Origin of the sequence: Petrotoga mobilis SJ95 (assembly GCF_000018605.1) — a bacterium.
GTDB classification, from domain to species: Bacteria; Thermotogota; Thermotogae; order Petrotogales; family Petrotogaceae; genus Petrotoga; species Petrotoga mobilis.
The window spans coordinates 962,468-973,867 of sequence record NC_010003.1; the positions used below are offsets into that span (position 1 = coordinate 962,468).

The 11,400-nt window shown below is 35.1% G+C and carries 11 protein-coding genes; 10 read left to right on the forward strand and 1 reads right to left on the reverse strand.

All coding sequences use genetic code 11. The features are described from left to right. The first annotated feature begins 11 nt into the window (after positions 1-11). From PMOB_RS04705 to PMOB_RS04720, 4 genes are read left to right on the forward strand one after another with little or no spacing between them, the layout of a single operon-like run. Positions 12-1,268: a glucose-1-phosphate adenylyltransferase gene (locus tag PMOB_RS04705; RefSeq protein ID WP_012208735.1), complete on the forward strand. Its 1,257-nt coding sequence runs from the start codon at positions 12-14 to the stop codon at positions 1,266-1,268. A gap of 48 nt (positions 1,269-1,316) precedes the next feature. Further along, positions 1,317-2,288: a DUF4899 domain-containing protein gene (locus PMOB_RS04710; protein WP_012208736.1), complete on the forward strand. Its 972-nt coding sequence runs from the start codon at positions 1,317-1,319 to the stop codon at positions 2,286-2,288. A 1-nt stretch (position 2,289) separates the two neighbouring features. Further along, positions 2,290-2,577, forward strand: a complete 288-nt coding sequence (locus tag PMOB_RS04715; RefSeq protein WP_041534063.1) for a hypothetical protein — start codon at positions 2,290-2,292, stop codon at positions 2,575-2,577. A 45-nt stretch (positions 2,578-2,622) separates the two neighbouring features. Next, positions 2,623-3,510, forward strand: coding sequence for a radical SAM protein (locus PMOB_RS04720; RefSeq protein ID WP_012208738.1), 888 nt, complete (start codon positions 2,623-2,625; stop codon positions 3,508-3,510). Here the strand turns inward: PMOB_RS04720 and PMOB_RS04725 are convergent. Further along, the gene (locus PMOB_RS04725; RefSeq protein ID WP_012208739.1) at positions 3,507-4,217 is read right to left on the reverse strand and encodes a glycerophosphodiester phosphodiesterase family protein; all 711 of its coding nucleotides are present in this window, start codon (positions 4,215-4,217) and stop codon (positions 3,507-3,509) included. The genes PMOB_RS04720 and PMOB_RS04725 overlap by 4 nt on opposite strands. Positions 4,218-4,304: 87 nt before the next feature. On the opposite strand from PMOB_RS04725, the gene PMOB_RS04730 reads away from it, so the two are divergent. The 6 genes from PMOB_RS04730 to PMOB_RS04755 all read left to right on the forward strand — a co-directional run bounded on the left by PMOB_RS04730 (position 4,305) and on the right by PMOB_RS04755 (position 11,400). Then, entirely contained in the window at positions 4,305-5,687 is a 1,383-nt protein-coding gene (locus PMOB_RS04730) for an ADP-ribosylglycohydrolase family protein (protein WP_012208740.1), read from the forward strand. Positions 5,688-5,780: 93 nt separating this feature from the next. Beyond that, positions 5,781-6,776 (forward strand): BMP family ABC transporter substrate-binding protein, encoded by a 996-nt coding sequence (locus tag PMOB_RS04735; protein ID WP_012208741.1) that lies wholly within the window; start codon positions 5,781-5,783, stop codon positions 6,774-6,776. A 20-nt stretch (positions 6,777-6,796) separates the two neighbouring features. Next, positions 6,797-8,311, forward strand: a complete 1,515-nt coding sequence (locus tag PMOB_RS04740) for an ABC transporter ATP-binding protein (protein WP_012208742.1) — start codon at positions 6,797-6,799, stop codon at positions 8,309-8,311. Beyond that, the gene (locus PMOB_RS04745; RefSeq protein WP_012208743.1) at positions 8,308-9,363 is read left to right on the forward strand and encodes an ABC transporter permease; all 1,056 of its coding nucleotides are present in this window, start codon (positions 8,308-8,310) and stop codon (positions 9,361-9,363) included. The genes PMOB_RS04740 and PMOB_RS04745 overlap by 4 nt, the downstream gene beginning before the upstream one ends. 16 nt (positions 9,364-9,379) lie before the next feature. Then, positions 9,380-10,255: an ABC transporter permease gene (locus PMOB_RS04750; RefSeq protein ID WP_269207897.1), complete on the forward strand. Its 876-nt coding sequence runs from the start codon at positions 9,380-9,382 to the stop codon at positions 10,253-10,255. 161 nt (positions 10,256-10,416) lie between these two features. After that, complete coding sequence (locus tag PMOB_RS04755; RefSeq protein ID WP_012208745.1) at positions 10,417-11,400, forward strand: LacI family DNA-binding transcriptional regulator; 984 nt, start codon at positions 10,417-10,419, stop codon at positions 11,398-11,400.

An 11,400-nucleotide genomic window follows, 5' to 3' on the forward strand; every position in this document is an offset into this window, starting at 1 on the left:
GAGGCATTGAAATGCGTGTTTTAGCTATCATTTTAGCTGGAGGTCAAGGAACAAGACTTGGGGTAATTACAAACAATTTAGCAAAGCCCGCCGTACCCTTCGGTGGAAAATATCGTATGATCGATTTCACTTTAAGTAATTGCGTTAATTCAAATATAAATACAGTAGGTGTTGTCACTCAATATATGCCACATAGGCTAGTAGAACATTTGGGGATAGGAAAACCCTGGGACTTGGACATAAAAGGCGGAGGTTTACATATTTTGCCCCCTTATCTAAGCAGATCAGGAACTTCTTGGTACCAAGGAACAGCCGATGCGGTTTATCAAAACATAGAATTCATAGAAAGGTATAAACCTGATTTTGTGTTACTGTTGTCAGGGGATCATGTATATAAAATGGATTACAACGATATAATAGATTATCATATAGAAAAAGATGCCGATGGTACTATAGCCTGTATGGAAGTACCAGTGAGCGAAGCACATAGATTTGGTATAATGGTCACTGACCCTTTCGATAGAATAATCGAATTTCAAGAAAAGCCCAAAGAACCAAGAGGAACCTTGGCTTCTTTGGGTATATATGTATTCAAATGGAATTTTCTAAAAGATGCTCTAATAAGAGATGCCAAAGATAATACTTCTGAACATGATTTTGGAAAAAATATTATTCCCAAATCGCTAGTAGAAAATTCTCAACTGTATGCTTTCAACTTTGAAGGGTATTGGAGAGACGTTGGAACTTTAGAATCTTATCTTGACTGTAATCTTGAGATAATTTCTCCCTTGCCTCCGTTAGACCTTCATGATGAAAATTGGAAAATATACACTCAATCGGAAGAGTTACCACCTGCTTTCATTGCAAAGGGATCTAGTGTAATAAAAAGCTTTGTTAGTGAAGGATCAGAAATATATGGTACAGTTGAAAATTCAGTAATTTTCCAGGGGGTAACCGTTTCAGAGGGAACTTATGTAAAAGATTCCATAATAATGAATAACGTATTTATCGGCAAAAATTCGTATATAGAAAAAACAATTATTGCTGAAAACACTATTATCGGTGATTCGGTTGAGATAGGAAAAGGCAAATTTTCAGAATCAAAAGTCGATAAAAAGATCTATAATTCAGATATAACTGTAATAGGCTTCAACTCGAAGATAAAAGACAAGATGATAATAGGGAAAAATTGTGTAATAGACAACGAGATAGATTTAAATGATTATGATGTGGAAGAAATAAAAAGTGGGGAAGGAATATCAAAGTGAACAAAAAATTTTTAGAAAAAACGTATATTCAAGAAAAGGGGAAAAAATATGGACTTTTATGCATTAAAATTTTTAGCAACCTCAAATTTAACTGGTGAAACGTATGTGGGATATATGTTTGGTAAAAAGGCTCAAACCCCCTATTTTAATGTTCTTTTGTTGAGTAGGGCTCAACTTAGAGAAATAGATCTTCCTGATATAACAAAAGATTATCTCGATTTTAAATCAGACATCGATATGCTGTATTATCAATTGTCTAAGGAAAAAAATAATAACCTTTTAACTCAGTTCAAAGCCTACTTCTACAGCATGCTAAAAAAAATGAAATTCGAGGTCACAGGGACAAAAATCTTTATGGCTATAGAAGATGAAGATGTTTATGTTTTAAAATCAATCTTGAACGATATTTTAAGTGAATGGGCTGGAGATACAAAGATCAGATTGGTAGCCCAAAAATTTGATTATAAAGATCTAACCTGGATAACCGCTGTAAAAGAGAAAGGAGAAGAAGGTTTAAAAGAATACTTAACTAGAGAAGACGTTAAAAATGCAACCGAAATCTATCCAATAATAGACCCCATAGAAGGTTATTCCGTTTCTAAATTGGATATAGGTGAACCTATAATAGTTTTACCAATTGAAAATAAAAATGAAGGCGAAAAAAAAATGGGAGAAGTAGTCGAGGGAAAAATTATATCTAAAGAGTTGATTCCTTCAAGCGACTATATATTTTTAAAAGTAGATCTAGGGAATGGGGTTTTGGGTAAAGCGGTAGTTCATAGAGAGTTAAAGGTTTCAGTAGACCAAAATCGACTTCAAATTTTAAGAAAGTCTCAAGAAAAAACTGAACACGAAAACGAAACAAAAACTATCGGAGATTTATACGTCCAAATGAAAAATGATAAAAGTATACCTATTGATAAAAAAATAGGTTCATTAGATGTACTGATAATAGCTGGTTTCTCAATAATAGGTATACTTTTGATAATTTTAATTATTATACTTCTGGGGTCGTTCTAATTTGAAAGTAGTGTTGACTTTTGTTATTATGATCCCAACGTTGATCTTTTCTGTGCTTTCATATGAATATGCCTATCGGATCCTTGAATACAGAAATTTGAAAGAAAAGGAAATCACAGAAGCCTTTGAATTAATAAATGAAGTGGAAGAAATCTTTGCGTTAACGCCTCAAGAGTTTTTGAATAGTTATGAAATTAAACAAACAATATCGACAACAACGAAAGAAGCGACTATTCATGTTTTTGAATATAAGGGATATGACTTCGTATACATCGAAAATACACGCTAAGTAACAAATATATCGAAACAATAGGTGAATGGAGGAATATTTAAATTGCGTTTATCCTATGCTACAGCTGTAGAACTCGGTTTAAAAAAAGGAAAAATTGACTTTCCAAACTACACAGCTTATCTCATGATCGGGGAAAAGTGCCTTTTCAACTGTTCTTATTGTGCACAAGCCAGGAATGCTCAAAGTAACACAGATCTATTATCAAGAATTAAATGGCCTGAAATATCTGTAGAAACTTTTAAAAATATCTTCATCCCAACAAAATTCAAACGTATATGTATCCAAGTTGTTTCTTCTTTAGATTATTGGAACGAATTAAACGAATTATTATCTTTCTTGGAAGAAACAGAAATACCTATCTCTGTTTCTATAAGGCCAAGAAATATTGAAGAAGTTAGAACCTTGTTTAAAAAGTACAACGTTGATAGGGTTGGAATGGCTATAGATGTAGCAAACAAAGAACTTTTCTCAAAAATCAGAGGCGGTAGATACGAAGTCTATGAAAATATGCTCATAAACGCTTCAAATGATTTCCCCAACAGAATTACAACACATATAATCGTTGGATTGGGAGAAACAGACGAAAATATTATAGAGTTTTTATTAAAAATGAAAAAGTTTAAGATATTGGTAAGTTTATTTTCTTTAACCCCCATAAAGGGGACAAGGTTTGAAAACCTTTTACCACCTTCTTTATCTAGGTACAGAAAAATCCAGATCGCTAGAGAAATCATCTTACAACACGATGTAGAAAAAACCGATTTTCTCTTTGATTCAAATGGTAACCTTGAAAAATTGCCAGAAGCGGAGATAGATATGGAAGAAGCTAAAAAAACCTCGGGATGTCCATGGTGCACCCGTCCTTTTTACAATGAAAAACCAACAAAAGAACCATATAACATCCCCATACCTCGACACATCAATCTCTAAAGTTTCTCTTTTGCGATTTGTCTCCTTACTTCTACTATTTTTTCAACCTCATCGGTAATTATACCATCGTACAAACCCTTGAATGTGTGCAAATATTTAGGATCGTTGACCGTCCATAAAAATATCTTCAAACCCTTTTCTTTCCATTTATGCAAGAGTTCTTTAGAAAGTTCTATATCATCTTTTAAAGCGTCTATCCAAAGATTCAAAGAATAAAGACCGATCTCGTTATTCAATTCATCTACGTATTTTAAAGTATTATATTCACTGAGTAATCCAACTTTTGCACTTTTATCTAAACTTCTGACCTTTCTCAAAGCGTCAATTTTGAAAGAAGAAAATAGGGTTCTATCAACTGCATTTATTCTTTTAGTTATTTCGTAGGAAGGAACAGCCGCCTCAACCTCTTTGATTTCTAAATTAAGAATAGCTCGCTCATCTAAATTAAAGATAACTTCTTCGACTGTTGGAACGGTCTCTCCATTTTTAAAATGTATTTGTTTTAACTCATAGTAAGTTAGTTCCTTCAACTTTCTGTTTTCAATACTATCGTCGTGAAGAACAACTAACGTCCCATCTTTAGTTAATCTCGAGTCATACTCAATACCATCGGCACCATATTCTCTGGCTTTTTTAAAGGCTTCGATCGTATTTTCGACAAATTTTGCCCTGTAACCCCTATGCCCTAAAATTACAAATTCATTCATAATTTTTTAATCATCCTCCTAACCGACAGATGTGATAAAATAATTATATCATTAGAGCTCCTCTTGTTTCAAGAAAGGAGAAAAATTATGAAGGCATGGGTAAACGAATTTAATAGAAGAAGAAACGCCAAACCAAAAAAAGATCACATCGAAAAATGGGAAGATGTAGAAAAAATGAATGTTTTTCCAAAAGAGATATTGGTAACCCTTTGGGATAGTAAAGTTCCAGGTTCTAACGCCCCGGAATCTCTCATCGTTGGTGCAGTCCAATCTGTAGAAAATATGGGTAAAAACGTAAACCAAGCGGAGTTATTGCTGGATAAAGGATTCGAAGCATTAAAAAATAAAGATTACTCTAAATTAAAGGCTATAACTTCAGAAATTTTCTTTTCTCTTTCTAAAGCCGATTCATTGGACAATAACGCATACGAAAAGTATGATAGACCTTTGGACTGGGAAGATATCTCTAACTCTTTTCCTAAGCAAAAATTTAACAATATTGATAATCTAAAAGACAAGATTCATGGTGGTTGGTTAGGCCAACTTGCAGGTGGATCTATGGGAACCAAACTTGAAGGGTATACCCACGATGCGTTGGAAGAAACATATTCTGACCAATTGGGTACTTACATAGGTGAGGTTTCAACGATCAACGACGATGTCACCTATGAATTAATTTTTCTCAAAACTTACGAAGAGAAGTGGGGAAGGATCACTTCAAAGGATTTAGCAAAAAATTGGATATCGTACATACCATTTGGATGGAGTGCTGAGTTGATAGCCCTTGAAAATATTAAAAGAGGAATATTCCCACCCGAATCAGGATTTTTTAATAACCCATTTCAAGAATGGATAGGAGCACAGATGAGATGCATGGTTCATGGTTTATTGCAACCTGGCGATCCATATAATGCCGCAAAGTTATCGTTTATCGATTCACAAGTATCCCATAGTGGTAACGGTATATACGGCGGCATACATAGTGCGGTTATGACATCTTTGGCTTTTTCTGAAAAAGATCCAAGAAAAATAATAGAAAAGTCATTGGATTATATCCCCAAAAATACCGAATTTAAAAAAGTCGTAGATAATGTAGTAAAATATTGTCAAGCAAATAATGATTGGATCAACGTCCTTAGAAAAACAGAGGACAATTTCCAAAGGTATAATTGGGTTCATCTGTATCCCAATACCGCCTCGGTTTTAACTTCTCTGTGGTTTGGGGAAGGGGATTTTGATAAAACGATGAAGATCGTATCTTCTTTCGGTTATGACGTTGATTGTAATGCTGGTGAGGTAGGTACGATATTGGGGATCATGTATGGTGCAAACGATTTCCCTTCTTATTGGTCAGACCCTTTGAAAGACACGTTGGAAACCTATTTACCAGATTTTTCAAAGATAAAAATATCCACTTTAGCAGAATGGACATTTAAATTAAGTACCCAAAATGGAATTAATAGATCGTAAACATTATGGGGTGGGGAGCGGGGCGAAGGGCGCTAAAGCAGATTGCAAAGTTCATAAAAATAGTATAATAAATCGTATGGGGAGGTGTAAAATATGAAAAGATTCACATTTTTTGTGTTTATTGTTATTCTCTTTTCTTTCACAGCTTTTGCCGTACCACAAAAGGTAGCATACGTAATAAACGGTTCCCTTGGAGATCAATCCTTTTATGACTCCGGTTACGCTGGCATAAAACAGCTGGAAACTGATTATGGGGTTCAAACAAGGGTAATTGAATGCAACTTTGATCCTTCGCTCTATTATCCAAGTTTACTTACAGCTGCAAATTGGGCAGATGTTATATTCGTAATCTCTTATGGTTTTGAAGAAGAATTAAAAACCATAGCAACACAATTTCCCAATAAGATATTCGTTAATATTGACACCGTAGTTGAAGATGAACAGGGTATAATATCAAACGTTGATTACGTTGAAGAAGAAGGGGCTTTCATGGCTGGAGTTGTAGCAGGTATCGTTACAACAATGACGGAATTGGAAGGGATAAATCCCCAAAAACTAATAGGAGCAGTAGGCGGAGATGACGATATAGTCATCAGATCCTTTGTGTATGGTTATGAACAAGGGGCACATTACATAGATCCGGAAATTGAAGTAAGAACGATATACGTGGGAAGTTGGGATGACCCTGCAAAAGGGAAACAAGCCGCTTTACAACTTTATTCTCAGGGTGTGGATGTAATATTTCAAATCGCAAGTTTAACCGGTACTGGTGTATTACAAGCCGCCCAGGAAGTAGGGAAATATGCCATTGGCGTAGATTCGAATCAAAACGGTCTTGCCCCGGGTCACGTGATCACCAGCGATCTTAAAGAAGTTGGAAAATCCATTGAACTAGTTTTTAAAGACATAGTAGAGGGGAGATATGAACCCGGTACGTTGTACAAACTCGGATTAAAAGCCGGAGCAGTAGGATTGGCTATCGATGAATACACATATCAGATTCTTCCTCAAGAAACTGTAGAAAAAATATTACAGATCCAGAAAGATGTTGCGGATGGTAAGATTGTGGTCAAAGAGTATAGAGAATAATCATCCATAGGTGGTTCTAAATGTCTTATATACAAATAAGAAATATATATAAAGTATACCCACCTGATGTTTTAGCCTTGGAAGGAGTGAATTTCTCCTTAGAAAAAGGAGAAATTCACTCTATTATAGGCGAAAACGGAGCCGGAAAAAGCACGTTGATGAAGATCTTATACGGTATGGTGCCTCCATCCAGTGGGGAGATCTTTATCAATAGTCAAGAACAAAAAATAACTAACCCAAACGTAGCTATTAAACTTGGTATAGGTATGGTTCACCAAGAATTTATGCTCGTTCCTTCTTTTAAGGTATACGAGAACGTTGTTTTGGGTATGGAAAAGACAAAAAATTTCGGCTTCCTAGATAAAGAAAAAATATTAAATGAGTTAGAAGAGATTACCAAAAAGTTTAGTTTGGCTGTTGATTTACAAGCAACTACTTCCAACCTCTCTGTCGCAGCCCAACAAAAAGTGGAAATTCTAAAATTGCTGTACAGAAAGGTTGACACGTTGATTTTTGATGAACCAACAGCGGTATTAACACCTCAAGAAACTCAACAACTATTCAAAGAGATCAGAAATATTAGAGATACCGGTAAAACCATTGTTTTTATCAGTCATAAATTGGAAGAAGTATTGGAAATCTCAGATATCATAACAGTTATGAGAAGGGGAAAAATTATCTCAACTTTAAAGAACGAAAACCTTTCAAAAGGCGAATTGGCTAAAATGATGGTAGGCAAAGAGGTTATGCTCACTGTAAAGAAGGTACCAAAAGAACCAGGTAAAGAGGTTTTTAAATGTGAAAATTTGACCGTTGCTTCGAATAAAACAAAGATAAACCTATTGTCAAACATCAATATTGTTATTAGATCAGGTGAGATAGTTGGTTTAGCAGGTGTTGAAGGCAACGGCCAATACGAGATCGTACAAACAATAATCGGTGAAATTTATCCGAATCACGGAAAAATTTTTATAGAAGATCAAAATATCACAGAGCTCCCCATCAGAAAAAGAAGAAGACTAATTAGTTATATCCCTGCCGATAGAAAAAGATATGGATTAGCTTTGAACGCTGTTTTAACAGAAAATCTTGCCATGACTCACCACTTAGGTGAAAAATTATCAAAATTCAAATATATCATGGATTGGAAAAAGGCTAAAAAATTTGCGAAAGATTTGATCAATCAATACAACATCCTTTCAAGAAGTATAAACGATGTTCCTAAAAGCCTCTCAGGAGGTAATCAGCAGAAATTAATAGTTGCCCGTGAATTCAGCCTCGATGCACCGTTTTTGCTTTTGGACCAACCAAGCAGAGGATTAGATGTTGGTTCAATCGAATATGTTCATAACGTTATCCTTGAAATGAGAGAAAAAGGGAAAGGGATTCTGATGATCTCTGCAGATCTGGATGAACTTTTATCTATGTGCGATAGGTTGTACGTGGTACGAAAAGGAGAAATAGTGGCTGAATTAGACCCCAAAATTCACTCAAAAGAAGAAGTGGGCGAATACATGTTGGGGGCTAAACTATGAAAAGTTTAAATAAAATATTAACAGGAATCATTGGTATAGCCTTGTCTTTTCTTGCAGCTGCGGTTTTGATAAAACTCCAGGGAAATTCCCCTATCGAAGCTTATCGAGCATTATTTAATTACGGATTAGCTTCATGGTTTTCTCTTTCTTCAACTTTAAACAACGCTACCCCATTGATATTAACGGGTATGGCTGCAGCAATAGCATTCAGTTCAAACGTGGTGAACCTTGGAGAACCAGGACAACTAATTGTTGGAGCTTTGACCGCTGCGCTTTTAGGATACTATCTACCCATACCAGGAATCTTGGGGATATTTGTTATTTTGGTAATTTCTGGTATCGTTGGGGGCTTATATGGCGGCTTGGCTGGTGTACTAAAAAAGTATTATAAAATGGATGAATTTATAACCACTTTAATGCTGAATTTTATAGCTGATTACTTGACTTTGTACCTGGCGACCTACCCATTTTTGGATGAAAAATCCTACGTCCCCGCCACTCATATGATAAAAAGAGAATTTTTTCTTCCCACTATAAACGGAATAAATATCAGTTTTTTCATAGCGATTTTTATGGTCTTTGTTTCATTTTTTGTTGTGACTTATCTAAAAAAAGGTTACGAATGGCGTATGATGGGACATAATTATGATTTTTCAAAGATAGGTGGATGTAAAAATGAAGAAAATTTAATCTGGGTTATGTTTTACACAGGGTTCCTTTCCGGCTTAGCAGGTGCTTTGTTGATATTAGGTGGGACTCAACATAGGTTTATTAAAGGGATAGGAGCAAACTATGGCTGGGATGGAGTAATGCTTGCCATAGTGGGAGGTAACGGAGTAGTTGAAACATCAGTTTTTGCCATATTCTTCGGGTTTCTTAAAGCAGGTGGAATAGGTATGGAATTCGAGGTATCAATACCTTCTGAATTCACAATGGTTCTTCAAGCTATAATCGTTTTATTGGTTGTTGCAACAAGGAGTACGATATCTTACTACAGTGATAAAATCAAGGCTTCTCTGAAAGCAAAAAGAGTGGTGAAATCCTCTGACTGATATAATTTCTTTATTAATTAGAGACAGTTTCAGTAGCGCAACTCCTATACTTCTTGCAGCGTTGGGGGGCACTTTTACCTATTACGCTAACGTATTCAACATTGCTATGGAAGGTATGATGCTTATCGGGGCTTTCTTCGGAGTTTTGGGAAGCTATCTTTTTCAAAGTTGGGCAATGGGCATGTTGTTTGCAGTGATTTCCGGAGCTGTTGTTGCCCTGATTTTTTCGGCATTTGCATTGTCCCTTAAAACAGACGAATTCTTGACAGGAATCGGTATAAATATGCTCGCTTTGGGTGGAACTACGTATCTTTTAAGGAATATTTTCGACGTAAAAGGTGCTTTCATATCTCCAAAGATAGAATCTCTTCCAACATGGGACATACCCATTTTAAATCAAATTCCTATTCTTTCACAAATATTGAACAATCATCCTTTTATTGTTTACATAACAATACTTTTAGCCTTGTTGTTAGAAGTTATAATATTTCACACAAAATTCGGTCTCAGACTTAGGGCAACAGGGGAAGATCCAGAAACCACAAGATCTTTAGGCATTAGCCCTAATAAAATGAAGTTTACCTCTATACTACTTTCAGGTATACTTTCTTCCATGGCTGGAACATACTTATCCTTAGGCTACGTTACCCTTTTCAGCGAAAATATGTCAAACGGTAGAGGATGGATATCTTTGGCTATAATAATCTTGGTAAAAGGTCGTCCTTTAGGAATACTTTTAATGTCTTTACTGTTCGGATTTTTTGAAAGTGTGACTTTCACTCTTCAAAACTTCAATATCCCACCACAAATCACTTCCATGTTACCTTATGTAATTACTCTGGTGGTCTTATTCTTATACAGTTCCAACAAAAGGGAAGAAAAAAATGAGTAAAATTAAGAAAACAAAAGAAAAATTGAGTTAATTGACTATAATTCCGTCTAATCTCCTCTAATCCCCCATAATCAAGTTTGCAATTTAAATTATTTAGGGATATACTATGAATAAGCAGTTCCGAAAACGTTTGCATAATAATTGTAACAAGGTGGTTTTTTATGAATAAACAAATAACCATTAAAGATATAGCAAAAGAAGCGGGGGTTTCCATATCAACTGTTTCAAGGGTAATAAACAGTTCCTTACCGGTAAAAAAAGAAACTAAAGAAAAAGTTTTAAAGGCAATTGAAAAGTTGAATTATTATCCCGATTCTCTCGCCAGGAGTTTAAGAGTTGGATACACCAAGACAATAGGTATTATCATTCCAAATATTGCCAACCCCTTTTTTGCAACTATAGTAAGAGGAGCAGAAGATTTTCTAAGATCAAAAGGCTTTTCTTTGATTATATGCAATTCGGATAACAACATTTCTGAAGAAAAAAAATTATTTAAAACATTAATCGAAAAGAAAGTCGATGGGATTTTGTACTCAGGTATAGGTGACCATGTTGAAAGTCTCATCAATAGAAATGTAAAAACCGTTTTCATAGACAGGATCATTAAAAACAATGAATTTTCTTACGTTTGTTCAAACAACTACAATGGAATGCATAAATTACTTGAATATCTATACAATTCAAATCACAGAAAATTCATATTTATAAGCGGCAAGAGAGAAATATTCAGTGCAGCTGAAAGATTAAGAGCCTTCCAAGATTTTGCAAATGAATACAAGATAGATTACAAAATATTTGAGGGAGAGTACACTCATGAATCGGGGATTTCGGTGGCTAAAAAGATTAAAAGTCTTCCCGACGTTGTGGTATGTGCAAATGACTTGTTGGCTTATGGAGTTATAGAACATTTTAAAACAAATGGTTTGAAAGTGCCAAAAGATGTAAGCGTCACTGGCTACGACGACATCGCGTTTAGTAAAATGTTCTCACCACCTTTAACCACTGTGAAACAACCTATGTATGAAATGGGAAAAACGGCCGGAGAAATGATCTTTACAATACTTTCAAAAAAAATCGATCACATTCCTGTGAAACAGTTTGAGAACGAGATAATAATTCGAGAAAGTACGAGGGGGAGAAACTAA

What these genes read in the sequence shown, in the direction of transcription:
- PMOB_RS04710 (WP_012208736.1), top strand. Translation starts at nt 1,317, where the DNA reads ATGGACTTTTATGCATTAAAATTTTTAGCAACCTCAAATTTAACTGGT.
- PMOB_RS04730 (WP_012208740.1), top strand. Translation starts at nt 4,305, where the DNA reads ATGAAGGCATGGGTAAACGAATTTAATAGAAGAAGAAACGCCAAACCA.
- PMOB_RS04745 (WP_012208743.1), top strand. Translation starts at nt 8,308, where the DNA reads ATGAAAAGTTTAAATAAAATATTAACAGGAATCATTGGTATAGCCTTG.
- PMOB_RS04755 (WP_012208745.1), top strand. Translation starts at nt 10,417, where the DNA reads ATGAATAAACAAATAACCATTAAAGATATAGCAAAAGAAGCGGGGGTT.
- PMOB_RS04740 (WP_012208742.1), top strand. Translation starts at nt 6,797, where the DNA reads ATGTCTTATATACAAATAAGAAATATATATAAAGTATACCCACCTGAT.
- PMOB_RS04725 (WP_012208739.1), bottom strand. Translation starts at nt 4,217, where the DNA reads ATGAATGAATTTGTAATTTTAGGGCATAGGGGTTACAGGGCAAAATTT.
- PMOB_RS04735 (WP_012208741.1), top strand. Translation starts at nt 5,781, where the DNA reads ATGAAAAGATTCACATTTTTTGTGTTTATTGTTATTCTCTTTTCTTTC.
- PMOB_RS04705 (WP_012208735.1), top strand. Translation starts at nt 12, where the DNA reads ATGCGTGTTTTAGCTATCATTTTAGCTGGAGGTCAAGGAACAAGACTT.